Here is a 24,432-nt window from a genome sequence, read left to right as displayed (position 1 = left end):
TCACAGCCAAGCCCCCCATTGTAAGTTACGCACTTATGGCTTAAATACACGTATGCATTTAGCAAACTTAAATGAAGGTCAGGTAAGAAAGGTTAAGCTTACAATCTAAAGCCAATAAAAGCGCACTCAATAAATGCCAGTAAAGGTTGGGTAAATACAATAGTAAGGTTAAATAGCAGCTAACTGGAGCTAACTGGAGCTAACTGGAGCTAACTGGAGCTAACTAACAAGCTTAAAATAAAAAAAGCCAGCTAATAAATAGCTGGCTGAAAGTAATGACCGTAGCGGCCATTTAGGAAATTCTAAAACTGATATTTTAAGCTTGCGCCCCACGTACGCGGATTGTTCCAGTTAGCTTGTACTGAGTTTGCAGGTAAGCCATCAACAATTTGTGAGTGCACTACACCACGAGTTAAAATCGCTTTATCACCAATGTTTTTAACGTACGCTTCTACTTGCACACTGTCGTTAATATACCAAGTTAAACGTGCATCAGCCATTAAGTGCGCATCTACTTGCACCTCTGGGATGTTCGTATCAAACGCGTAGTAATCGTCTAAGTAATTTAGTTGAATGTACGGTACTAAGTACGAATCCCCCCCTAAGCTAAACTCATAACGAGCTGAAAAACCAACACTGTACTCAGGCGCCATAGCTGGGCTCCAGCCTTCAAAACTAAACTGACTAGAGCTGTCGTTTATATCTTGGCGGCCTTCTAAGTTACCTAATGCTAATAATGGGCGAAGCTGCTCATTACCTACTGCATAGCCATCAGCAAATTCGCTATCAAGCAGAGATAAAGTACCGGTTAGTGTTAGGTTATCAATTGGCACCCATTGAATATCAGCTTCTAGGCCCACAGTTTCTACATCGCCGCCGTTTTCGTAGTATTCAAAGGTGGTAGCAGTACCTGCGGCAACACACTCTAAAACAGTATCGCCAGTGGTTGTATCGTTACATGAGGTTGCAAATAACTGTGCTTTTACATCTTCGTATTCGTTCATAAATACCGAAAGATTTAAACGCATTGCGCCATCAAGCAAATAGCTTTTCATACCCATTTCGTAAGAGATAACATCTTCGTTATCGTAAAGTGGGTCAGCACCGCGAGCTACAACGCGCGAATCGTTTGCGCCACCGGTTCTGTAGCCTGTCGCTACACTTGCATAAACCATAATATCGTTATTAATGTCGTACTCGGCAGCCGCTTTATAAAGTAGCGCAGAGTCATCCCAATCAGGAATTGTATCGCCGGTAAATGTTTTGTCGTCTTGGTTTACACGCAACCCACCTACCACGCGCAAATCTTCTGTTACTTGGTAGCGTAATTGCCCATACGCCGCAATAGATTTAGCCGTATGCGGGTCGTAATCTGGGTTCCCCCACGAAGGCACTACAACAGAGTCTGATACACCATCGCCTGTGGTATCTGCATGCGATAACCAGCTCCAATCTGCTTCTTGGTCAAAGTAGTAAAGGCCACCAATCCACGAAAAATCACCCTCATCGTTAGATGAAAATTGCAACTCAGATGAGAGTGTTTTTTGGTCATCCTCACGGCCAAAACCACCTACAAAATCAATGCCACCGTCGCTGTAGTCGTTATCGTAATATTGCTTACCACTAAGCGTTGAATAGTTAGTGGTCCATTTAATATCAGCAAAGTCGGTATACCATTCAAGTGCTAATGTGGTCGAAAAGCTTTCTTGCTTATCAAGTGAAAATCCATTGCGGTAAACATCATACGGGCCAAGGTCTTCGTGCTGCGCATCACTTGGCTGATAAATATGCCCCTCGGTTATTGTAGGCGAGGTGTTAAATACACCCGACCCTGGCGAGGTTTCTTCAATTTGGTAGCCCGCTATTTGTTGGTAACCCCAAATAGCTTCTGAGTTTGAGTCTTTACGCGAGTAATCAAAGCGTACTGTGGCATTAAACTTTTCGTTTGGCTCCCACTTAGTAACGTTACGCATATAAAACTGGTTTTTCTCGCGCAAGTCATCTGAAGGGCCTGGAACAACTAGATTATTGATATAACCATCGTGACGATCAGAGGCCACTACAAAACGGGTTGCCACGGTGTCGCTTACTGGAATATTTATAATTCCTTCGTAAGCGCTGCGGTTATAGCTGCCGGTTTCAACTTTTATACTCCCCAGTAAATCGTCAAAAACAGGTTGATTAGTAATAATATTAATACTGCCCGCAAACGTGTTTCGGCCATATAACGTACCTTGCGGCCCGCGTAATACCTCAATGCGTTGAACATCCACCAGCGCGCCTAAGCCCGATGAGGTAGTCGGCACATAAATACCATCTTGAAATATACCTACAATTTGCTCAGCAATACCGGTGCCTGCTACACCTACTTCGTTGGTGCGAGCGCCACGCATAGCGGGTCTAACTTCACCACCCGAAGAGCCCATACGTAAGCCTGGTACCACTTGTTCAAGACCCGTAACATCAATAATACCAGCACGGGCAATGTCCCCTTCCCCTAATGCTGTTATTGATGATGATACTTCCTGTAGGTCTTGTGAGCGACGGTTTGCCGTTACCGCTATACGCTCTATCGCGGGCTCTGCGGTTTGTTCTTGCGCTTGTGCTTGTGCTTGTGCTTGTTCTGGCTCTTGCGCAGCGTATGCGTTCATTGTGGTTGCTGCAATAGCGGTGGTTACAGCAAAGTGAACGAGAGTCCGTGTAAATTTAGCTTTCATTATAGTTATTCTCCCCAGTATAAAACGTATTTAGTTCTCCCCAAACCTACATTTTCAATTATTACAGTAAACAAGTTGTATCAATTGAAAATGCATGGTTCTAAAATAGACTTCGAAGTCAAAAAGATCAACAACTTTTTGCTCGAATAATAACCTTACCGAAATTAACCTAAATAAAACAATATATTAAAATGAAAACAAAGTGATTTCGAAACACAAAAAAAAGCCAGTAATAATTTATTACTGGCTCTATGTAAGCGATTGTTTAATTTAAAATTTCAATGCTATATTTTAGCAAAATGCACAAACTTACACTTTTACTTAAACCTTAAAATACATTATTGAAAAATGCCTAAAAGTTATAGCCTACCCTTACACCATAAGTGCGAGGATTAGCATAATCGGCCGCAGCCACATTACCACCAAAGCGGACTGTCCTAAGTAGTATAAGCTCATCTCCTGCGTTTTGAACATACGCACGTACAGACCACTCATTATCTGCCGAATACCATGCAAGGCTAGCATCGTACTTTTGGTAACTTTCTTGAGTACCAAATGAAAAAGGCAAATCGTTGGTTGTATACGAATCCGATAATTGAATACTGGTAGCAGGCACAACGCGGCCTTTATCACCTAAATCAAACTCATAACTGGCCAATAGTGTAATATTGTATTTAGGGCTTAGCTGCACGTCATTACCATCTAGTTGCAGTAAGTTATCTACGCCATTAATGGTCTCTCCACCCTCTTCAAATACATTTGGCGTAACAAAGTCGCCATACGTTGAGTCTGTAAACGCGGCGCGTGCCCCTAGGCGCAATGCATCACTTGCCTGCCAATCAATTTCTAACTCAAGACCTGCAGCATCAATTTCCCCGGCGTTACCAAAAAACGACACCGCCGTACCACCCACGTTTTGAAAACGAGTAGAAAGTAGGTCCTCGTACTGGTTGTAATATAAAGAAGCGTTAAATCTTAATGAATTATCAAGCAGCATGCTTTTAAAGCCAAGCTCGTAAGCCGTTACTGTTTGCTCATCGTAGCTATCTTCGCCATTAAAAGCGCCCTGTGCGTTACCCGCTAAAAAGCCCGTAGAAACTGTAGCATAAAGCAGTTGAGAACTTGCTAAATCGTGCTCAAGACCTAGCTTCCACGTTACTTTACTCCAATCATCGTCTGCGTTATCAACCTCAAGTACAGAAAAATCGAGCGTGCTTAAGTTATCTGGGTTTTGGCCGTAAATATCCCACTCACGGCTGTCATTTGTATACCTAATGCCGGCTGTACCGCGTGTATCATCATTAAATGTGTAATTACCTTGAAAGTAGGCCGCAGCTGATCTTGTTTCTAACTGAATTTGATTTAACCACGACGCGTACTGAAATTCTTGGGGTTGCGTTGTATCTGGCACATTATCAACCACAGCGCCATAGCTGCCATTTAAAAATGCGTTGTCTAAATCTTCTGAGAGCAAATAAATACCCGCTACCCATTCAAAGTCGCTTTCATACGTTGAGCTAACCTGCACTTCTAACGAGTTTGTTTTTGATTCAATCGCATTGCCATCAACCGTGGTTGCATAAGTCGAAAAATCACCATCAGTAAGGCGCGTTTCTTCGTAATCCATTGAGGCTGCAATCACTTTCAAATCTACTGACTCTAATGACCAGTTAAGCTCTGCACTAATGCTTACATCACTTACATCACGCGATGGTTTATAGTCAAACTGCTGAGTAAATGGGTCTGACGATACCGCCTGTGCGGTATCAAGCCCTGGTGTTGCAGCGTTATCTAAACCTGCACCAAAGCGGCCACAATTACTGCCACACACATCGTCACGACCAATTCGCTCAGTTAATGGTGCCGACAAACTTGTTTTACCCGTTGCAGGATTTATAGGAACGCCTAAAATATGGTAGCCAAAAGCACCGCCGCCATTTGATTCATCCTGCCACGTTTCTACTTTTACATTTAAATTTATATCGTCGTTAATTTCAGTAAAAACTTGGCCACGTAAAAAATACATATCAGCATCTTTTAAGCCTGCATCTTCATTAAATGTATTTTCAACGTAGGGATCTCTTATTTCTCGAACGCCAGTAAATCGCACCGCAGTGTCATCAGTAAGCGCTGCATTAAAAAAGCCCTCACCACGTAAATGACCATAATTACCAAATGTAACGGCCATACCGCCTTCGGTAATATCTAGCTCTGGTTTTTTAGCTATAACATCAATCGCACCACCAAATGAGTTACGACCAAACAATGTACCTTGTGGCCCGCGTAATACTTCAACACGCTCTAAATCAACAAACCCAGCAAGCGCCTGCCCGTGACGAGGACGATAAACACCGTTAGAATAAAACGCGATGGCAACATCGTTAGCCTCTACTTGCTCTGTTCTAGCACCGCGCATAGCAGGGCGAGCATCACTGCCCGACACACCCGACTTTAACCCTGGCGCTAAGCTATCAAGGTTTAAGATATCAGTAACGCCATTTTCTAGTAAATCTTTAGCAGATACAGCGGTCACAGCCAACGGCACTGATTGAATACTTTTAACACGCTTAGTAGAGGTAACCGAAATAACCTCCAACTCTTTGTTAGGGTTTAACTTTGCCTCTTGCGAGTATACCGAGGCCGAGCCCAATATCGCCGTGTTTACTGCAGCAAAAATAAGTGTTTTACGTAAAATATGTGCGGCCATGAGATTAATTCTCCACCTGTTGATATAAGTTATTTTATTAAGCATTTAAGGGCTAAATAACCCGCAACCGAATTTTAAGTATTTATAATGATTAAAAGCGCGATTTAAATGCCTATTTTTTCGACTTATAAAAACTATCGCTTTTTGCATTCGAATGCAATAAAGATTATGTAAAAGTTTTACATGTTCATAACACTAAAAACGAAGCAGCGTATTTAAACAAAAATAAACCCTTTAAAATTATAAAGTTATTTTACAAGTTTATTCTTTAAAGCACTGGTTTGATCTGTTTAATTTAACAATAACAACCAAAGAAAGAAGTATTGTAGAGAAAATACAGATTAAAGGACTTCGAAGTCCAAGGAGGGGTAATCACATTTAAAGTAGGCACCTAACCGACTAATAATTAAGTGCCCACTGTCACTAAAAGTTAAAGCGTATGGCTGAAATATAATTACATGTAAAATAGCAACAGCTAATAACTATTCTCATAATTAGTTTTGTGTTTTTTTGCTTAAGTTTTCAATTAAGTCTTGTGCGCTAAAACTGTTGTCGCTTGGTTTTATCCCTTTGCCCATTTTAATGTCAATCAGGGTGTGTACTTCTTTGCGTTTATCATTGTTGCTCACTTGTACGCCTACGCTATTGCTCGGGCGTACACGTGTTTCGCAGGTTAATAAACCACAGTTTCGCTCATATTGCTGGCTGTGTGATGCACTAATAGATGATGCGGGCGCTTGCGATTTAGACTCAACAAAGGTTTCTTTATTTGTTACAACAAACCAGTCGTAGCCTTGCGCTTGGGTAAGCTCAGCTGCGCGTAATAATGCATAGTCGCCGGCATCGGCTACATTGTTTGACACACTTTTAAACTCGACGCGGTATTGATCGTCACTAATTTTTTGCTCGCTATAACCTTGTGAGCCATTATTAGCTGGGCGGTAGTCGGGTTTAGATGCGCAACCCGCCATAAGTAAAATACTGATAATTAAAGTAGATGTTTTCATTATTCACCTCGTTTTATAAAAACTATTATTGGTTTAACTGCCACTTTGCACTAATTGCTTGCTGCTCTTGCGCTCTATCTAGTGGTGCGCCGCTGATCATGCTATCTATAACAGCATCTAACTCACTGTTATTAGACGCCGTTTGATATTGCGCGCCATTATCACTTTGCTGCGCGGCTGTTTGCGCTTTTATTTGCCAACCGCTTTGCGTTTTACAAGCAATGCTTGTTTGCATGGTATTGTTTGAGCTTAGCGCATACTGCCTACAAAGCTCACCTTGCTGATTTTTAAAGCTAAGCTGCGCGCTAAATACTGAGCCATCACTTTGCTTATACTCACCACTACTTAGCTGTGTATTAAGTGCTGATGCTATGTTACTGGCTACTAAATTTTGCGACTCATTGGGTTGTAAATAACTAGTCATTGCAATACCAAATACCACGGCAACGCTTGCAGCTATTGCTAAGCTTTTATTAGCCGACTGCTTAACCCTTTGCCAAGGCGTTAACGTTACTACATTGCTATTTAACGTGTTTTTTGTCGTTGCTGTATCAAGCTTTGCCACCGTTTTAGCTAATGAGTCACTAAGGGGTGCGTCATCAATACTTGTTGCGTGCTCTTTTACTCGCATGTCTACTTCGCTTAGCTCTGCAAGTCGCATTACTAGTTCATCATCGGTTTCAAGGGCTTTGCGCACTTGCTCCATTTCGTGCTCGCTTAGCTCTGAGTCTAAAAAGGCGCTAAGTGTTTCGTCGTTAATGTTCATACTTGCTCCTTTTTAAAGTCGGGTTTTATTAAATTATAAAGTGTACTGCGTGCTCGCGATAATTTACTCATTACACTGCCTATAGGTATATCGAGTGTATGTGCTACTTCTTTATAGGCCATGCCCTGCACTGCCACCAACGATACTATGGCGCGTTGCTCTTCGGGTAATTGCCCAAGTGCTGTATTTACATTTTTAAGCATTTGTTTGTTTTCGAGTGTTTGGTGCTCATTACTTGTAATTGGCTCTGGTAGAACATCGGCCTGGGCCGTATTTTGTCTTACCTTGCGTGAGCGGTATTCGTCTATCCACACATTGCGGCAAATTTTAAACGCCCATTTAGCAGGCTCAACGTCATCCGGAATGCCTTTTACTAATAGTTTTTCAATTGTTATTTGCACTACATCGTCTGCATCTGCTTTACTACCCGTTAGCGAATAGGCAAAACGCCTAAGCATGGGCAATAAGGTTTTTAGAGTTTCGTTCATTGATTTTTACCCCTTTTATAAAGAAGACGATTCAAAAAAACATTTATTCCCAAATAATCAAAATAATTTGAATAATGAAATATTTCTATGTGTTAAACGTTAACTACAAGCATGATAAATTTAATAGAAGTAACCCACTATGAATATTAAAAACACACGCGTTAAACACATAACAGCCGCTTCGCTTTGCATATTTAGCGCAACGAGTTCTGCCAATATAGTAAGCGTCGATCAAGTGCTTGGGCAACTAAACCCAATAGAGCAGCGTATTGAGCAAACAATAGAACGAGCACAGCGCCTGCCGCTTCCGGTGCCTGTACCACAAGTTTCGATTGATGCACTAAAAGCGCAAATTAGTGAGCCAATTAGCAGCTTACCCAATGTGCTTAACATTAATATAAATAGCCAAAACACCGCATTTGTTGAAGTAGAGCTAGAAAACGGCTTTAGAGCAATAGAGCGCCAATGGTTATTAATGGCAAATAACCAACAACTTAATACCCTAAAGCAGCAAAATGTAACCATTGTATCGGTAAAAAATTACAACGCACTTAACATGAGCTTAGTGCGCTTTAACGTGCCCCAAGGTGTTAATTCTAAAAGTGAGTTATTAAAAGCACTTAACTTAGATGAGTCTGCAATACTTGACCGAAACCACATATACCAAGCGCAAAAAGGCGAGCCTACCGCAAAAGTAACACCAAATAACTCTATTGCCCCCTACTGCACACAAAGCGTAAAAATTGGCATGATCGACAGCGCCATTAATACCAAACACAGTGCTTTTAAAAGCGCAAATATCACTACGCAAAGCTTTTTACCACAAGGGTTAAGCTCGCCAAATTTACACGGCACCGCCATTGCAGGGCTAATTACAGGTAAAAGCGCAAAACTTAGCCCGCTTTTAGGCAGTGCCATGCTTTACAGTGCCGAGGTGTTTTATAGGCAATCTGAATATGCACAAGGGGCTACATTATTTGCCATAGTAGAAGCACTTAACTGGCTAGTCAGTAATAAAATACCCGTAATAAATATGAGCCTAACAGGGCCAAATAACGCAGTTTTAGAAGCAAGTATTACTGCAGCAATAAAACAAAACGTGTTAATTGTAGCTGCTGCAGGTAACCAAGGGCCGGCGTCGCAGCCGTTATACCCAGGTGCGTATAAAAGCGTGATAGCGGTAAGTGCTATTGATTCACAAAACCAAATTTATAGATGGTCAAATAAAGGCGATTACATAGACTTTGCAGCTCTTGGTGTAAATGTTGTTACAAGCCAAGGCAGTGGAAAATTTGGTAGGGAGTCGGGTACGTCAATGGCGGCGCCGCATGTAAGCGCGGCATTAAGTTGTTTATTGTTAAAGCATGGTAATAATAAAACCAAAGCACTTAACGAGCTTACATCGCTTGCCATCGACTTAGGCGAGCAAGGCAAAGACACCACCTTTGGTTATGGTGCCATTTACCCACCTAAAAGTGCACTTTAACTGACGCCGATAAAACCGATTGCGTATAGGTATTGCTACTAAGCTTTGATTGATAATCGCCATATTCAGCCTCGGCTATTAATGTTACGTGCTCAAATAAAGCTAGGTTATAAAACGCATTAACTACATTTCTGTGCTCATCTCGCGACGGTATTTGCTCAAAAAAATCATCCGTTGTTTGCTCATCGTAATCTTTATTTTGATAACGCCAGCCTGCGCCCACTTTATTCGCTAAATTAAAGGCCGTAAATTTGTGCGTAACTTTAGTAGTAAAACCGTAGCCGTTAAAGTCGTATTGGTTGTCGTCGGCGTTTTCTTTATCGGCACTTAGCGATGCCATTAGCATGGTTTGGCCATTATTTATAAAATGATAAAGCGCTACATCGCCACCTACGCCGTCGGCATTACGTGCTTTTGCAGTAGCAAAACGTTTAGATTTGGTTTTTACACTCATACGCAAATACGTATGCGGGTTTAAAAAATGACCATAGTAGGCGCTAGCTTGATTAAAATGTAAAAATGTATCGCCATCTACATTTGCTTTTGCACCATCGTAACGAACCCCTACTTCATGGCTATTAAAGCTATAACTGCCATCTAAACCGTATTGATGCAGGTCTAAATCGTATTGATCAAACTCATCGTAGTCTTGTTGTTCAAACTTATAGCTTGAGGTTAATTTAGCGCTTTTGGTTACTTGCCATTTTGCATTAACACCGGCTGCGGTTTTTATGCCGCTGTCGCTTTGCGAGGATATATCGTCGAGCTCTTGAACAGAGAGCGCCGAGTTACTTAATACCCCAACTTCTGCATCTGCATTTAGCTCAAAGCTACTTTTAAAGGGCTTATTCTGCTCAGCTGTTTTAATGTGGTTAGTTTGTGCAAGCACCGCTTGAGCACTAAAAACACACAATGTGGCGGTTATAACTGCTTTCATATTTATTCTCCAACAGGCCGAATAGGTTTCCCCATTCGGCATTTGTGCAAGTACTTGGCGTATTAAAGGCCTAGGTCTAAATCGTTAGTAATGTTGGTTACTACTTCACTTGCGGTGCTAAGTGCTACATCGTTACTAATTTGATCAGTAACCGCTGCACTCACTTGCCCGCTAACACTTTGCTGTACTGTGCTTTGTAAACTACTAACCGTACTGTCTTGCACACTGGCAGTTAAAGATTGCTGAACATTGCTTACTACTTCATTACTGGTATTAATTGCATCACTCATTTGCAGTGCAGAGCTCACTGAGTTTGCAGCCGTATTAGTAATTGCTAATTGGTTTGTAAGCTCACCGGTATTAAGCACATTAGTTGCATTAGTTGCATCAGCTTGTGTAACTGAATCGGTAGCGCTACTTACATTTGAAAGTAAAGAGGCATCGGCTGGTGTATCGGTAGTATCTGGCTGAGCGCCTTGTTCAGAGGTAACAGAAAGTAATGACGACTGGCTCACAGCGGTTGTTAAATTACCCGCCGATGAAGTTAACTGCGTTGTTGCATCGAGCGCTGTATTGGCTTTGGTATTGCTTGTGGAATTGCCTGTGGCATTTAAAGACGAGGCCGATGCATTTAATGCATTATTTAAAGATCCGCTTGCAGATGCAACTAATGTATTTGCAGGCTCTGCGGCCTCACTGCTTTCTTGCGCTGGAGTTTGCGTATTATTCGCCGTTGAATCTGTGTTTTGCGAATCATCAGCCGTTACTTGTGTATCGTTAGATACATTTGACTCGTTGCTACCACTGGTTGTTAAACCATTTTGTGAAAGCGCAATAGATGTAGATGTTTGTTGCTGCGCCGACGTTGACTGAGATAGTTCAATATCAGCGGCATGCACTGCACCTGTAAAAGTACACACACCGCTTAACATCATTACGCTTACAATTTTATTTAATTTAGTCATTGTTTTGTCCTCTAGTTTGTCGGATTGACATAAAGAAGACGATTTACAAAAACACTTTATTCCAAAAATAAATAAAAAATTATAATAACGTTACTTAATTATTTAAGTTTCATACTCTTAAATATAAATTACTCGTTTACTGCGTAAGCGTTTCACTGTTTTGGATCAGCAATAACAGCTCGGCAGTGGCGGTAGCATCGGCCAATGCGCGGTGATGGCTGGTTAAGTTTAAATTAAAATGCGCGCTGAGGTTACCAAGCGAATACGACTTTAAGCCTTTAAACGCTCTGCGCGATTCAACCACGGTGCACATTTTTGGCATTTTAAAAAAGTGCCCTGCAACCTCGCATTCTTTTTTTATAAAACCGTAATCAAAGTTTACGTTATGGGCTACAAAAATACTGCCTGCGAGTTTATCTAGTAGTGGCTGTGCTATATCGGCAAATACAGGGGCGTTGTAAACCATGCCATCGCTTATGCCGGTCAATTTAGTAATAAAGCTTGGGATATGGCGCTGCGGATTAATAAGTGTCGTCCAGGTATCAATTACTTTACCGTGCTGCACTTTAACTATGCCAATTTCGGTAATCCGGTTACCGCCTTTTAAGCCACCCGTGGTTTCTATATCAACTACGCTGTAAATACGGTTAGGGTCTACAAACCACATAACTGCAGCAATATGTACTGTAAAACCTACATTTTTTAAATTATCAATGGTGGTTAATTGGTTGCGCCTAAGTTTATCGCCTGGGGCTTTTACCTCTTCAAAATGTACTTGGCCATTATTAATAACCATTAAGTCGGGGTAGCCGTCTTTTAGCTGTAAATAGTGTTTGCTCATGGCCGTTAAATGCGCAATTAACGCTTCAAGCGGGCTGTTTAAAATAAGTGCCTCTAGTGGCTCTAATAAATTGCTGCGCCATCTAAATAAACCATTGGGCTGCTCAAAATATTGCGCGGCATGTTTACATACCAAATTAAGCAGCGCCTGATTAGTGCTACAGCTTTTTAAACGTGCGTCAATTTGCGTGCTTTGTGCTTCATAAAAATTACCAAGCTGTAAAACTTGCGGGTAAATATCAAATTCATTACACGGCGGGTAAGGCGACTCTATAAACAACTCGTGCCAAAATACTAAACCAAATAAGCTTTGCCATAAGGTGTTTTCGGTATTAAAAACCGTTAACCCTTTTGCACTGTAATGCTCATTTACGCCTTGCTCTACATCGCCTCGGTAAATTTCGTCAATTTCAAGTACACACTGGGTGTCGGCCAGCATGGTGCTTAAGCGCGAACGCGTTTGTTTATTAAACTTACGCATTAAAAAGTCATCAGCAAAGTACAGTAAATCGTCGGTGAGCGGGTTTTCTATAATTTGCTCTAGCTGCGCTTTAACCCACGCTTTATTACCTAAACGGTATTGCTCTCTTATTTGAATTTCTTGTGCTTCGGCGTAATCGGTGCAGCCTTCAAGTAGGCTAAAAGCAAGTTCGCTATCGGTATTTTTAAGTTGTTTATACAGCCTAACCAGCAGTTTGTTTTTAATGTCGTGCGCTTGTGCGCCATGCGCCGGTTGCACTAATACTAAATGCGCAAGCTCGGTGTAAGGGGTTTTGTCATCCAAGGTTTCAGCTTTTGCATTACCACCCGTTTTGCCAATGTTTTTAAACGCTAAACGGTAACGATTTAAAACGTAATTAGATTGCGCCTCGGCCAATGTATTAAAGCGCGACAAGCTCTCGCTGTGCCCTTCGCGGGTAGCGGTTAACCCTAAATCGCGCATAACAAAGCGGTTTTGATGGTTTACATCGCCACTACTTAAGCGCCCTGCAAATAAAAACTCAAAATACTCGTAATAATCTTCACGGTTATTTATCACATATTGGCTATATAAAGGGGCTAAATCATCTGCGCGATCACTAAAAAAATGACACGCAATAGTGACCAACTCCCCTTTAGCTGCGCTTTTCTTAAAGTTTACTTGCTCACTGTAATTACTGAGTAACTCCACCAGCATGGGCTTAGTTAAATGCGCAATAAGCTGCTTGTAATGCTGTGCGTTTGGCTCATATAAAATACCCGCTGTTTTTAGCGTATAAATAGCCTGATGCGGCGAAGTTATTTCTTCATAATTAAGCGATTGCGCCTGCACTAAATAAGGCTTGCGCGAATACACACGCGCCAACATGCATTGGCTTTGCTCATCTAGCTGGTTAATTTTACTAATAAATTCACTATGTTTAGGCTCAAGTAAATGCATACATTTACTTGTTACAAACTCAATAAGCTCTCTAAAATGCGCTAAATAGTATTTTGCTGGTAATTCTTTTTTCATAACATCGCCATAACTGTATATAAAAACAGTATCTAGCATTTGTGCTTATTATTCAATCTTAAACTTGTAACTAAAACACGCTATAGTGAGCGTATAAAAGTAAATTTATGAAAAATAAAGGACTTACCATGAGCGCGCACCCATACGATGTTTTATCACTCAATAACGGCGCAAATATTATTTTTACGCCTTGCCCTGGTACAAAAACGCAAAACCTAGCGGATTCAATCGCTACATTAAAAGCCGCTGGCACTCACATGCTGCTATCGCTTATGCCGCAAAAGGAGCTTGAAAAAAACAACGTAGAAACAATTAATAATGAGTGCAAAAAGCACGATATAACTTGGTTTCATTTACCAATAAATGACGACGAAGCACCCAAACAGCCTTTTACATCAAGCTGGAACACCCACAAAACAGACATACTACAAGCCATACAGCAAAAACAAACCATTGCCATTCATTGCAAAGGCGGCACTGGCCGCACAGGGTTGGTCGCTGCGCTTATTTTAAATTCGGCAGGTTACACAAAAGAAGAAGTGTACAACCTAGTACAAGGCATTCGCCCTAAAGCACTGACTATAGAGCTGCAAAAAGAATACTTTAATAACTTTGAGGTGTAAGTCAGGAATTGGAGAGGGTTTAGCACTATAAAATGAGTAAATAGTGCTAAAATTCTTTATACAGTTCATAAATTAGTTAGCGATGATATGCAAAACCAGTTGTTATGTTTACTTCTTATTTTTTAATATTATCCAAGCTGAAAGCCCAAAACCAAAGAGACCAGTAAACATAGCCAATACTCTAACCATACCATCTGGTTGACTCAAAATATTATCGATCCAACTAATATCAATCAAAGGATATAGAAGGCCAGTAAAACCTATGATCAAACCATAAACTAACAAAATTCTATCTTTTACTGAGAAAAACTGTAATTTTTTTTCGACTTTATCGCTCCCAAATGGAGTGGCTCTAAATTCACTGACAGTAATGTTCCAACCTAACTTGTTAGATAAGTTATTCCAAGCTTTAGCTATCGAGCTCCGATATAAAGTACGAGTTATGTCAGTCCAGAAATATTGAGTACCAAAAGTTTTCATAACATCCATATCAAAGGGTACTAAGCCTAAGTTATCAACAGCGAGATTATCTGTACTTTGTCCAGTACTTCGAGATTTATTCGTTAGCCTAAAAATAGGACTGTCAGAGTCTTCTTTTAATTGGTTAACTAAATTATTAGAAGTAATTTTAGAAATACTATCTTCTTCTTCTACACAAACTGAAACATCACTAATAAAGTGACTAGCAGCAACCAATTCATCATACCCTGCACGGCTATCAAGAAGTATAAAGTCATATTGAGTTTTAAACTTTTTCATGAGCAAACTCAAAAGGTTGATAGCTTCAGATTTTGTATCGGGCATTAGATCCGTAAAAGTTAAGATTTCATCAACTCTAGAAACGGAAGGAACAACATCAAATGTTCTGTACCTTGCGGTCGCAATTTTGGCTTTACCTGAGATATCTAAATCACCTTTATCTATAAAAAAGTCAGCAATAGATATCTCATCGCTTTCTATTAATTCTAAGCGTTCTTTTTTATGGTAATAGAGTAAGGAAGTTAGGCCCCTCACAAAAACATCTAAATCCACTATGAGTGTTGAGTTATTTTCATTTCCAAGCAGATCAGCTAAAACGGCTGTTAACAAGGTTTTTCCTGTTCCGCCTTTACCACTAACTATATTTATAATTTTTGCTTCTGACATATTAACCTCTTTTAAATATAGTTATGGTTATGAAAATTATAGCTTGTAAAAAATATGAGTATAGAATTGTTGAAAAAATGACATCTAGTATTTTTTCATATTCAATCAATAAAGAGCCATGCGTTAAGTAATAAACAGGAGCTAAAATTATGGAAAACCATAATAGACCCAATGCAGCTTTGCCTATCCAGCTGTCAAAGAAACCTATGCTATTTTTTTTATCTCTAAAATAAGTAAATACGATATATGACCACGTGTGTCCTGAGACCCATGAAAGGACAATAGTTGCAAGCACTTTTGGACTACTTACAAAGAAATCAACAACGGTATCTATTATTTTATCTGGGATATTGATTTCCAATTAAGACTCCATTTGGAAAAAGTTTAAGTGTATTATACACCTAACGCTTAATAGCGTACATGGATGACATAATAACTTAACCTACGACATTCGTCGCTTTGTAAGCCTACAAATGTCCCTATTATATAATCCATTAACTTTAACCACCAAGTAACCACATGTAAATCATTAATTCACTTCATGTAAGTCTATGTAATTGCAAGAACACACCAAAACGGATGAGATCAGTAATATTGGTCAAACAGCTACTTCCCATAAAAAGCACATTGTTTATTGAGATTCAGTCTGCGCTATTCAAAAAAGACTGTACTTAAGTCAAAAAGTATTCAATCTAACGCCTTTAAAAGCGGCTTAATTTACACCCGCTAAATCGTTATACCTGCACAAATGTATTCAGCCATAGCGCTTTACGATATTATGCCCCTTTATATTCAATTTATATTTCAGGGCATATAATGACAACGCACACACCGCCTTCCCACTCAGCCAACACAGCTGAAAACACCTCTCTTTTTTACGTAATTTTTATCTCTGCCGTGGCTGCTATTGGTGGCTTTTTATTTGGTTTTGACTCGGGTGTTATTAACGGCACGGTGTCGGCACTCGGTAATGCGTTTAATTCAAGCAGTGTGGCTACGGGGTTTAATGTGGCCTCGGTATTATTAGGGTGCGCCGTGGGGGCACTTGCTGCGGGGCCGCTGGCTGATAAGTTTGGTCGCCGTGCAATTATGATCATCACCGCGATTATTTTTGCCATTAGTGCGTTTGGCTCAGGCATTAGCCAAAGCTCGGCCGAGTTTATTTTTTACCGCTTATTTGGTGGCTTAGGTATTGGTGCTGCATCGGTATTAGCGCCGGCTTATATTGCAGAAGTTGCTCCACCTGCCCTTCGTGGTCGTTTAGCTACATTACAGCAACTCGCTATTGTATTGGGTTTATTTGCTGCGTTTTTAAGTAACTATTTAATTGCTGATGCAGCAGGTAGTGCGCAAAATATTTTAATGCTTGATATAGCCGCTTGGCGCTGGATGTTTTGGGCTGAGCTTGTGCCTGCAATACTGTTTTTAGCGGGTGTGTTGTTTATCCCTGAGTCGCCTCGTTATTTAGTGGCGCAAGGTAAAGTAGACGATGCAAAAACAGTATTTAGTAAAATTTCGAACGACAACGTTGCTGCGCAAATAAGCGATGTAAAAAGCTCCTTACGTAGCGATAAAAAGCCAAGTATTCGCGACTTATTTATTGATGGCAGTAAAAAAGTACACCCGATTGTATGGGCAGGTGTTGCGCTGAGTGTGTTTCAGCAATTTGTAGGTATTAACGTGGTGTTTTATTACGGCTCTGAGCTTTGGCAAGCCGCAGGGTTTGACGAGTCGCAATCGTTATTTATAAATGTATTAGCGGGGACGACTAATATTGTATCGACCTTTATTGCTATTGCCCTTGTTGACAAAATTGGCCGTAAGCCACTGCTATTAGTAGGCAGTATTGGTATGTTTATCAGCTTAAGCGCGCTTACTTATATATTTGGCAGCGCAGGCCTTGATGAAGCAGGCAAACTTGCCCTTAGCGATAACATGGGTACGTTTGCGCTTATTATGGCTAACTTATTTGTGGTATTTTTTGGTTTAAGTTGGGGCCCCGTTGTGTGGGTGTTATTAGGCGAAATGTTTAATAACCGTATTCGCGGTGCAGCGCTTGCTGTAGCTGCAAGCGCGCAGTGGATTGCTAACTTTGCCATTACCATGACCTTCCCTATTATGCTGGCTAACATTGGCCTTGCAGGTGCGTACGGCTTTTATGCTTTATCGGCACTTATTAGCATATTTTTTGTGGCTAAATACATTACAGAAACCCGTGGTAAAACACTTGAGTCTATGTAATTAGCCCTGAAAGCGGTGAACCCTTTTCACCGCTTTGTGTTTTTTAGGTAAATGATTGATTTAACAGCAGTATTAAACCATCTAATAATTACTGCACTAAACATTGGCTTACCAATCGCGTTCAGTATTCCTTTTTACTATAAGGAATCGATTTAAATTCCTTTTTTGAATATAGAAAATTAGCTATTGTCCGCGTTTTCCCACTACGTATGTCTATCAAAATGAAAAATAAGTTAGTATCTGGTTTGGCCCTAACCCTCACTTTAGGTTCGTTTAACGCATTTGCTACCAATGGGTATTTTACTCATGGTTATGGCATGACCCACAAAGGCATGGCGGGTGCGGGTGTTGCGCTATCTGAAGAGTTAATGTCTGGCGCTAATAACCCTGCTACCTTTTTAGCAAATGGCACGCAATTATCTGTGGGCTTAGAGCTTTTTTCGCCTGATCGAAAATACTCAGCATCCGATGTAGATACCTTTTACCCTGACGCATTCTACCTGCAAGCAAAAACCCAAAAAAGTGATAACACTTTATTTGCTATTCCTGAGTTTGCTATTGGCCACCAGCTTAATGACAAAGTAAGTATTGGCTTATTAGTTTATGGTAATGGCGGTATGAACACCGACTACAGCGCCGATTCAGAGCCTGAAGGCACATTTTATGCTGGCACTACGGGTGTTGATTTAAAGCAAATGTTTATTAGCCCAACAATAAGCTACAAACTTAACGAGCAAATACGCCTTGGTGTATCACCAATTTATGCAGTGCAGCAGTTTAAAGCTACAGGCCTTGGAAACTTTGCGCCTTTTTCGCAATCGCCCCAAGCCCTTACCAATAATGGCACCGACACCAGCACAGGCTTAGGTATTCAATTAGGTATTAGCCAAGATATAAACTCGTCATTAAGCTGGGGAGCAAGTTACCGCTCATCAGTATCTATGCAAGAGTTTGATAGCTATAAAGGTTTGTTTGCAGAGCAAGGTGGATTTGATTTACCTAGTTCGCTTCAAATTGGCGCAGCTTATAAAATTACGTCAAATAACCAGCTTGTATTTGATTGGCAAAAAATTAATTACAGTGAAGTAAACAGCATTGCTAACCCGATTGATAATTTAATGTCGGCTCCACTAGGTGCCGATGCAGGCGCAGGTTTTGGTTGGGACGATATGACCATTTATAAACTTGGCTATCAGTGGCAGCGTACAGCAAAACAAAAAATTCGCTTTGGTATTTCGTATACAGAGCAACCTATTCCTTCATCAAACGTTTTACTTAATATTTTAGCGCCAGGTGTACAAGAATGGCATTTTACTACGGGGTTTAGCCATTCTATTAGTAACACGGTACAATTAAATGCAATGGCTTTTTACTCGCCAGCTAAAAAAGTATCGGGTGCTAACTACTTAGCGCCAAACCAACAAGTATCAATTGAAATGGAGCAATCAGGCCTAGGTGTGTCGGTTGTTTGGGGAATATAAAATGGTTACAGAGTTTACGCCAATAGCGGCAGCTATAGGGGGGGCTTTAATAGGAATAGCGTGCGCACTATTACTGGTTTTATACGGAAAAATAGCCGGTATATCAGGCATTGTTAAATCTGTTTTTAATAAGCAAACGGCTGAGTCGCGTTGGAAATTATACTTTATTGCAGGGCTATTATTAGCCGGTATTGCAGTGCGTATATTTGCGCCATCTTTATTAGAAGGTGAGCTGAGCTTATCGCCTGTGCTTATAGTTATAGCTGGGCTACTTGTCGGTATGGGCACCTCATTAGCTAATGGCTGTACAAGTGGCCATGGCGTATGTGGCATGTCGCGTTTTTCTACCCGTTCGTGGGTTTCAACATGTACATTTATGGCCGTGGCTATAATTACAGCAAACCTAGTAGGTTAAAAAAATGACAGCAGTAATTCATGTTATTTTAGGATTTATATTTGGTTTAGGGCTTATCATTAGTGGTATGACAAACCCCGACAAAGTACTTAACTTTTTAAATTTTCAAAATCAATGGGATGGCAGTTTAATTATTGTAATGGCTGTGGCTATGGGAATAATGATGCTGGCATGGTTTTGGGTTGCCAAAAAAGATAAACCACTGCTTGGTGAAACGTTTACTTTAAGTGATGTCAAAAACATTAGCCCTCGGCTAATCACTGGCTCTGTACTGTTTGGTTTGGGCTGGGGATTAAGCGGCATATGCCCAGGCCCGGGCCTTGTGCAACTTACTTCACTTAAAATGGAATTTTGGTTATTTTTTGCAGCCGTACTTGGCGGTATGTGGATAGCTAAAAAAGTATAAATTTAACTTCGAAATATATACGGCCTTAGTCCTTCATTAAAACTGGCAGGTATTAGCTTGCCAGTTTAACGCTATTTAAATAGCCTCTCTTTCCTTGCCTTGGCTAACTATTCATATAGGTACATAACTTGCTGCCTACTCTTTTAAGTTTATAAAAGAGAGGTAAGTAATGTCTGCTACTACTTTTTACAACCTAACAGAGCAACCTTGGGTTGTTATTGCTATTTGTTTAGTTTCTATAACTATAGCTTTGTTTTGCATCCGCTTTTTTATAATGTACTGGCTTAAAAAGTGGACCTCTCACACTAAATTTATATTCGATAGCTTACTTATCGCCTCTATCTCTAAACCGCTCACCCTTTGCACAATTATTGTGCTACTCACTATTATAGAGCAAGGGTTGTTAATACAAGGCGAGCCGGTTACGAGCTATCTTTCGTTTTCGACCATTAATATTATTTTGGGCTTAGTGGCTATTATTTTATTTTTTGACCGCTTTTTTGTGGGCACCATTAATTACTACAGCAAAGAGTCGGCGGTAATTTTTAATTCGCAAAGTATTATTAAAGGCATTATTAGGGTAAGCGTTTTATCGGTCGGGGCTTTAGTGCTGTTAGGCACCTTGGGTATTTCTATTACACCTATAATTGCCTCGTTAGGTATTACATCATTAGCGGTGGCACTTGCCCTGCAGCCCACCCTTGAAAACTTTTTTTCGGGCGTACAACTTGTTATAGATAAACCCATACGGGTGGGGGATTTTATTGAGCTTGAGTCAAAGGAGCAAGGCTTTGTAGAGAAAATTGGTTGGCGCTCTACGTGGGTTAAAATGCTGCCAAATAATATGATTATTATTCCTAATAGTCAGCTTTCTAAATCGCGTATTAGTAGGGCGTTTTGATCTTTGATGTTTGAATTTGCAGCAGCGTGTTTGGTTTTTAGGCAAGGCAGAGCCTATGTAGTGTGGTTATTCCCCATAAATAGGCGATAACGCAGCATAAATGCCAAACATGCGCTGCCCTCTGGGTTCTGCCTAGGGGCGATAAACTCTTTGTTGCTCGGTTTTTACTTAGCCCACTAGGTTACAAACCTCGCGCCGCGATTTAATCGCCCCTAGATTGAACAAATTCAATCCGCAAAGTTCAACACGCCCTAATTACTTTTACCCCGAAAAAGAACTGAGTGTACCTGTTGATGTAAGCGTTCACTACAGCTCAGACCTAGAATTTGTAGAGCAAGTAACGCTAGAAGTTGCGCGCCAAGTACTAATTGACCATGAATGGGGGGTTGATGATTACAATACCTTTGTGGTGTATCACACCTTTGATAACTCAAGCATTAATTTTACCGTAATGCTGCGCGCAAAAGAGTACTTTAATCGGTTTTGGGTTAAATCTGCTTTTATTAAAGCGCTACATAAACGCTATAACCAAGAAGGAATTGTGATCCCCTTCCCTATTACAGCTATTAACACAGCGCAAGAAGCCGCTAATTTGAATAGCGATAAAAAATAAGCGCGAGATAAGCTCGCGCTTAAATTGCTTTAAAATTTATAGGTTACTTGGCCTACTATTTCTCGTGGGCTGCCCGGGAAATGACCGTTACGCTCACTAAAGCCACTTACTGCGTATTCTTTATCAAATATATTATTAATATTTACGCTTAATAACACATCGTCAAAGCGAGAAGTCCAGCTCATATCAAATACAGTAAAGGGTTTAACTTTTTGGCCATCTTGGCTTATTTGCTCGCTTACGTAATTTGCGCCAAATGCTATAGACGAGTCGATGCTATCAAGCGCAAAACGCGACCATAAACCAGCTTGGTGGCGCGGCGCATTAGCAAAGTGAGAGCCATCACCGTAGGTGCTTGAAATAGTATCGCCGGTTACACCTTCAACAACTAGTGTATCGTTGTAGGCGTAGTTAGCTGTTAGCGTCCAGTGCTCGGTTAAATCGCCCACCAGCGTTGTTTCAAATCCGCGGCTTTCTACCTCACCAATATTTAAAAGTGCTGCAATGCCGTCACCCGCGCCCGTGTCGTCGGGGTTACTCATTACTACGTTTTCTTTATTAATTTGGTAAATAGCAAAGGTGCTCATAATTTTGCCATCTAGCCATTGGTTTTTCATACCAATTTCGGTTTGTTTACCGGTTTCTGGCGTTAAGTTGCCCTCGCCTTCTACATCTTCTTGATCACCCGATGATGCTGGGTTAAAGCTTTCTGAGTAGTTTATGTATAACGAGGTATTTTCAACGGGTTGGTATGTAATGGCCACGCGCGGTGTTACATCGTTATCTGAGTAACTGTAACCGGTTTCTTTATTTAGCTCTTTAAAATAGTCGTAACGCAGGCCGGCAATCACGGTCCATTGCTCGTTAATGCTTACAACATCTTGTACGTAAATGCCAAAACGGTCGGTTTCAACACCATCGCGGTTCATGTCGGTAAGGTTATATGTACTTGGGTCGGTTTCGCCGTAATTTAAGTCAAATATGTTTAAGTTAGCCACGCCGTCCGCTTCATAACGGGCGCGTAAGTAATCGTACTCGGTATCGACTATGTGGTAGTCGCCACCAAATAATACTTGGTGTGCTAATTGGCCTTGCTCAAAGCTATAAACAAAGTCGGTGGTTAAGCTTGTTTCTTCGTTGGCGCGGTATTGCTTTCGGTATTCGCGTTTAATAGTTTCGTCATCAATGTTTGCTTCACCATCGCCGTTTACATCTACCCAGCTTTGCGACTCATGGTAGGCTTGGTCGCGTTCGTTATCCATGTAACGCAGTGTGCTACTTACAGAAAAATCATCATTAAAGTAATGCTTTAACTCGGCTTGCAGCACTAACGCTTCCATGTCTTGGTAGTCAAATGCTTCATTTGCGTTGTAACTAGGGTCAACTAAAAAGTTGCCGTTGTCATCTACCGGTACACCACGTAAACGGTTACCGCCTAAGTCTTGTTTGATGTAGTCAACACTTGTGGTTAGTGTGGTTGAATCTGTTAAATCAAATAATAAACCACCGGTAAACTCACTGTTTTTTGAATCTGCATTATTACGAAAGCTGTCTTGCTCTTCGTAATAACCACCTACACGATACGCCATGGTGTCGGTTAAACCGCCGGTCATATCAAGTGAGGCGCCATGTGTGTTGTAATTACCAAGCGTTAGTTTTAGCTCTTTACTTTGCGTATAACTTGGCTTTTTAGTCACGTAGTTGATCATACCACCTGGCTCACCACCACCATATAACGCAGAGGCTGGGCCTTTTAATACTTCTACACGCGCTACATTAAATAATTGGGGTACACCAAAGCCCGAGTACGGGTCGCCGCGTACGCCATCGTAAAATACATTGGCATCGTCTCTAAATCCGCGAAAAGTAACGCCTGAATAACTGTACTCACTTACTCCGGCTATTGAGCGGTATAAATCGGTAATATCGCGCGCGGCTTGGTCAATAATAAGCTGCTCGGTTAATACCTGCGCAGATTGCGGTAATTTAATAAGATCTAAATCCGTTTTAGTCCCAATTTTACTTTCGGTTTCTAGGTAAAACTGCTGAGCGCGGCCTGTTACTTCTATTGTTTCAATTTCGTTATTTTGCTCGGCAAATGCCACATTAGAAAAAGCAGAAAAAGACGCAGCAATACTAAGCGCCAAGTATTTTTGGTTAAACATGTTGATCCTGAAAAGAGGTGTATAAAACACCGCAAATGATAACGACTATCATTACTATATGCAATGAGAATAATTTCATATTCATCCTTATTTTTCGAATTAATCGCAACTAAAATAGGTACTTAAAGACTTTTATGCTCACGTTTTATACATATTCCCTTTGCGCAGTGTTGAACCAAATAAGGAACTCAGATAGTGTGTATTTTTCATACGCTTTATAATAGCAATTCGCATTAATACTTAATCATTTTGTGGGGCTAAACGTGTCGCTACTTGCGTTAAAAATTCTCTTTTACGACTGCATGGATGCAGAAGGTAGAGAAATGCAGGAGCAATTGCCGAGAACGACTAAATAGCGAATTTTTTGCCTAGCTATCAACACGTTTTTCTAGCATCAAAATAAACCACTTACTTAAGCGAATTGGTATCAGCCTTTTTATGAGGAGCAAACCATGTTAAACCGACTATTTTTAGGGGTTATTTTACTCTCGGCCACGGCCGTGGCGAGTGCGAATGACAGCTTAGTACGTTTTCAAAGTAATTATTCTGTTCAAGAAACGGCTAACCGTTTTGAAAAAATAGCCAGTAACAAAGGGATAACCATTTTTGCGCGGGTAGATCATCAAAAAAACGCTCAAAATGTTGATATGGAATTGGCCCCAAGTGAAGTGATTATTTTTGGTAATCCAAAGGTAGGCACACCGTTAATGCAGTGCCAGCAAAGTGTGGCGATAGACTTACCGCAAAAAGTACATATATCTCAAGACAACAATGGCCAGGTTTGGCTTACCTATAACAGCCCCACTTATTTGCAAGAACGCCACAATATAAAAAGCTGCGAAGAAGTACTTAATAAAATAGCTGTGGTGCTTAATAAGCTTTCTATGGCAGCGGTGGCCAAATAATTAAAGTTATACCAAACCGCAATAATACTTAATTAAGCGAATTGGTATTAATATTAAATAACTTAAAAAAACTCAATAAAAAACCCGTTAGCTAACGGGTTTTTTATAAAGTTAATAACACTTTTTTA

General features: G+C 40.6%; 19 protein-coding genes and 1 pseudogene. 9 read left to right on the top strand and 11 right to left on the bottom strand.

Annotated elements, in window-relative coordinates:
• Positions 1–302 precede the first annotated feature (302 nt).
• The 5 genes from MSC25_RS08565 to MSC25_RS08545 all read right to left on the bottom strand — a co-directional run bounded on the left by MSC25_RS08565 (position 303) and on the right by MSC25_RS08545 (position 7,685).
• Positions 303–2,717: a TonB-dependent receptor gene (locus MSC25_RS08565; protein WP_248443176.1), complete on the bottom strand. Its 2,415-nt coding sequence runs from the start codon at positions 2,715–2,717 to the stop codon at positions 303–305.
• A 352-nt stretch (positions 2,718–3,069) separates the two neighbouring features.
• Positions 3,070–5,424: a TonB-dependent receptor gene (locus MSC25_RS08560; RefSeq protein ID WP_248443175.1), complete on the bottom strand. Its 2,355-nt coding sequence runs from the start codon at positions 5,422–5,424 to the stop codon at positions 3,070–3,072.
• Between the two features lie 494 nt (positions 5,425–5,918).
• Complete coding sequence (locus MSC25_RS08555; RefSeq protein WP_248443174.1) at positions 5,919–6,431, bottom strand: hypothetical protein; 513 nt, start codon at positions 6,429–6,431, stop codon at positions 5,919–5,921.
• A gap of 25 nt (positions 6,432–6,456) precedes the next feature.
• A complete protein-coding gene (locus MSC25_RS08550) occupies positions 6,457–7,197 on the bottom strand; it encodes a hypothetical protein (protein ID WP_248443173.1) in 741 nt (246 codons plus the stop codon).
• On the bottom strand, positions 7,194–7,685 hold the full coding sequence (locus tag MSC25_RS08545; RefSeq protein WP_054982238.1) for an RNA polymerase sigma factor: 492 nt from the start codon (positions 7,683–7,685) through the stop codon (positions 7,194–7,196). Before MSC25_RS08545 ends, MSC25_RS08550 begins: the two co-directional genes overlap by 4 nt.
• Before the next feature lie 139 nt (positions 7,686–7,824).
• Here MSC25_RS08545 and MSC25_RS08540 point away from each other — a divergent pair, with 139 nt between their 5' ends.
• A complete protein-coding gene (locus MSC25_RS08540) occupies positions 7,825–9,171 on the top strand; it encodes a S8 family serine peptidase (protein ID WP_248443172.1) in 1,347 nt (448 codons plus the stop codon).
• Here the strand turns inward: MSC25_RS08540 and MSC25_RS08535 are convergent.
• The 3 genes from MSC25_RS08535 to MSC25_RS08525 all read right to left on the bottom strand — a co-directional run bounded on the left by MSC25_RS08535 (position 9,155) and on the right by MSC25_RS08525 (position 13,447).
• On the bottom strand, positions 9,155–10,108 hold the full coding sequence (locus MSC25_RS08535; RefSeq protein ID WP_248443171.1) for a hypothetical protein: 954 nt from the start codon (positions 10,106–10,108) through the stop codon (positions 9,155–9,157). The genes MSC25_RS08540 and MSC25_RS08535 overlap by 17 nt on opposite strands.
• 62 nt (positions 10,109–10,170) lie before the next feature.
• On the bottom strand, positions 10,171–11,073 hold the full coding sequence (locus MSC25_RS08530) for a hypothetical protein (RefSeq protein ID WP_248443170.1): 903 nt from the start codon (positions 11,071–11,073) through the stop codon (positions 10,171–10,173).
• A gap of 136 nt (positions 11,074–11,209) precedes the next feature.
• The gene (locus tag MSC25_RS08525; protein ID WP_248443169.1) at positions 11,210–13,447 is read right to left on the bottom strand and encodes an exonuclease domain-containing protein; all 2,238 of its coding nucleotides are present in this window, start codon (positions 13,445–13,447) and stop codon (positions 11,210–11,212) included.
• A gap of 89 nt (positions 13,448–13,536) precedes the next feature.
• On the opposite strand from MSC25_RS08525, the gene MSC25_RS08520 reads away from it, so the two are divergent.
• Positions 13,537–14,031: a dual specificity protein phosphatase family protein gene (locus tag MSC25_RS08520; RefSeq protein WP_248443202.1), complete on the top strand. Its 495-nt coding sequence runs from the start codon at positions 13,537–13,539 to the stop codon at positions 14,029–14,031.
• A 108-nt stretch (positions 14,032–14,139) separates the two neighbouring features.
• Here MSC25_RS08520 and MSC25_RS08515 read toward each other — a convergent pair whose 3' ends face one another.
• Together MSC25_RS08515 and MSC25_RS08510 are read right to left on the bottom strand one after the other, a co-directional pair.
• Complete coding sequence (locus MSC25_RS08515; protein WP_248443168.1) at positions 14,140–15,177, bottom strand: AAA family ATPase; 1,038 nt, start codon at positions 15,175–15,177, stop codon at positions 14,140–14,142.
• Between the two features lies 1 nt (position 15,178).
• Entirely contained in the window at positions 15,179–15,538 is a 360-nt protein-coding gene (locus tag MSC25_RS08510; RefSeq protein WP_248443167.1) for a hypothetical protein, read from the bottom strand.
• 455 nt (positions 15,539–15,993) lie between these two features.
• Here MSC25_RS08510 and MSC25_RS08505 point away from each other — a divergent pair, with 455 nt between their 5' ends.
• The 6 genes and pseudogenes from MSC25_RS08505 to MSC25_RS08480 form a co-directional block, all read left to right on the top strand.
• The gene (locus tag MSC25_RS08505; protein ID WP_248443166.1) at positions 15,994–17,418 is read left to right on the top strand and encodes a sugar porter family MFS transporter; all 1,425 of its coding nucleotides are present in this window, start codon (positions 15,994–15,996) and stop codon (positions 17,416–17,418) included.
• 221 nt (positions 17,419–17,639) lie between these two features.
• Positions 17,640–18,899 carry an outer membrane protein transport protein gene (locus MSC25_RS08500; protein ID WP_248443165.1) on the top strand — a complete coding sequence of 420 codons (1,260 nt, stop codon included), beginning with the start codon at positions 17,640–17,642 and terminating at the stop codon, positions 18,897–18,899.
• Position 18,900: 1 nt separating this feature from the next.
• Positions 18,901–19,314 carry a YeeE/YedE thiosulfate transporter family protein gene (locus tag MSC25_RS08495; RefSeq protein ID WP_024033749.1) on the top strand — a complete coding sequence of 138 codons (414 nt, stop codon included), beginning with the start codon at positions 18,901–18,903 and terminating at the stop codon, positions 19,312–19,314.
• 4 nt (positions 19,315–19,318) lie between these two features.
• On the top strand, positions 19,319–19,720 hold the full coding sequence (locus MSC25_RS08490) for a DUF6691 family protein (protein ID WP_029772173.1): 402 nt from the start codon (positions 19,319–19,321) through the stop codon (positions 19,718–19,720).
• A 169-nt stretch (positions 19,721–19,889) separates the two neighbouring features.
• On the top strand, positions 19,890–20,621 hold the full coding sequence (locus MSC25_RS08485) for a mechanosensitive ion channel domain-containing protein (protein WP_248443164.1): 732 nt from the start codon (positions 19,890–19,892) through the stop codon (positions 20,619–20,621).
• Positions 20,622–20,874: 253 nt separating this feature from the next.
• Positions 20,875–21,234 (top strand): annotated as a pseudogene (locus tag MSC25_RS08480) (mechanosensitive ion channel family protein); the annotation flags it as partial.
• A gap of 29 nt (positions 21,235–21,263) precedes the next feature.
• On the opposite strand, the gene MSC25_RS08475 reads toward MSC25_RS08480, so the two are convergent.
• Positions 21,264–23,399, bottom strand: coding sequence for a TonB-dependent siderophore receptor (locus MSC25_RS08475; protein ID WP_248443163.1), 2,136 nt, complete (start codon positions 23,397–23,399; stop codon positions 21,264–21,266).
• A 452-nt stretch (positions 23,400–23,851) separates the two neighbouring features.
• On the opposite strand from MSC25_RS08475, the gene MSC25_RS08470 reads away from it, so the two are divergent.
• Positions 23,852–24,304, top strand: coding sequence for a DUF302 domain-containing protein (locus MSC25_RS08470; RefSeq protein ID WP_248443162.1), 453 nt, complete (start codon positions 23,852–23,854; stop codon positions 24,302–24,304).
• Positions 24,305–24,432: the final 128 nt, after the last annotated feature.

The sequence above is a fragment of the Pseudoalteromonas sp. 1CM17D genome (assembly GCF_023161805.1).
GTDB classification, from domain to species: Bacteria; Pseudomonadota; Gammaproteobacteria; order Enterobacterales; family Alteromonadaceae; genus Pseudoalteromonas; species Pseudoalteromonas atlantica.
Note: the sequence above shows the minus strand (reverse complement) of the source record. Positions and strands in the feature narration are given on the sequence as shown.

Coding starts and splice junctions, on each gene's coding strand:
- MSC25_RS08505 (WP_248443166.1), top strand. CDS start 15,994: ATGACAACGCACACACCGCCTTCCCACTCAGCCAACACAGCTGAAAAC.
- MSC25_RS08535 (WP_248443171.1), bottom strand. CDS start 10,108: ATGAAAGCAGTTATAACCGCCACATTGTGTGTTTTTAGTGCTCAAGCG.
- MSC25_RS08500 (WP_248443165.1), top strand. CDS start 17,640: ATGAAAAATAAGTTAGTATCTGGTTTGGCCCTAACCCTCACTTTAGGT.
- MSC25_RS08560 (WP_248443175.1), bottom strand. CDS start 5,424: ATGGCCGCACATATTTTACGTAAAACACTTATTTTTGCTGCAGTAAAC.
- MSC25_RS08475 (WP_248443163.1), bottom strand. CDS start 23,399: ATGTTTAACCAAAAATACTTGGCGCTTAGTATTGCTGCGTCTTTTTCT.
- MSC25_RS08515 (WP_248443168.1), bottom strand. CDS start 15,177: ATGTCAGAAGCAAAAATTATAAATATAGTTAGTGGTAAAGGCGGAACA.
- MSC25_RS08540 (WP_248443172.1), top strand. CDS start 7,825: ATGAATATTAAAAACACACGCGTTAAACACATAACAGCCGCTTCGCTT.
- MSC25_RS08485 (WP_248443164.1), top strand. CDS start 19,890: ATGTCTGCTACTACTTTTTACAACCTAACAGAGCAACCTTGGGTTGTT.
- MSC25_RS08545 (WP_054982238.1), bottom strand. CDS start 7,685: ATGAACGAAACTCTAAAAACCTTATTGCCCATGCTTAGGCGTTTTGCC.
- MSC25_RS08565 (WP_248443176.1), bottom strand. CDS start 2,717: ATGAAAGCTAAATTTACACGGACTCTCGTTCACTTTGCTGTAACCACC.
- MSC25_RS08495 (WP_024033749.1), top strand. CDS start 18,901: ATGGTTACAGAGTTTACGCCAATAGCGGCAGCTATAGGGGGGGCTTTA.
- MSC25_RS08550 (WP_248443173.1), bottom strand. CDS start 7,197: ATGAACATTAACGACGAAACACTTAGCGCCTTTTTAGACTCAGAGCTA.
- MSC25_RS08530 (WP_248443170.1), bottom strand. CDS start 11,073: ATGACTAAATTAAATAAAATTGTAAGCGTAATGATGTTAAGCGGTGTG.
- MSC25_RS08520 (WP_248443202.1), top strand. CDS start 13,537: ATGAGCGCGCACCCATACGATGTTTTATCACTCAATAACGGCGCAAAT.
- MSC25_RS08555 (WP_248443174.1), bottom strand. CDS start 6,431: ATGAAAACATCTACTTTAATTATCAGTATTTTACTTATGGCGGGTTGC.
- MSC25_RS08490 (WP_029772173.1), top strand. CDS start 19,319: ATGACAGCAGTAATTCATGTTATTTTAGGATTTATATTTGGTTTAGGG.
- MSC25_RS08470 (WP_248443162.1), top strand. CDS start 23,852: ATGTTAAACCGACTATTTTTAGGGGTTATTTTACTCTCGGCCACGGCC.
- MSC25_RS08525 (WP_248443169.1), bottom strand. CDS start 13,447: ATGCTAGATACTGTTTTTATATACAGTTATGGCGATGTTATGAAAAAA.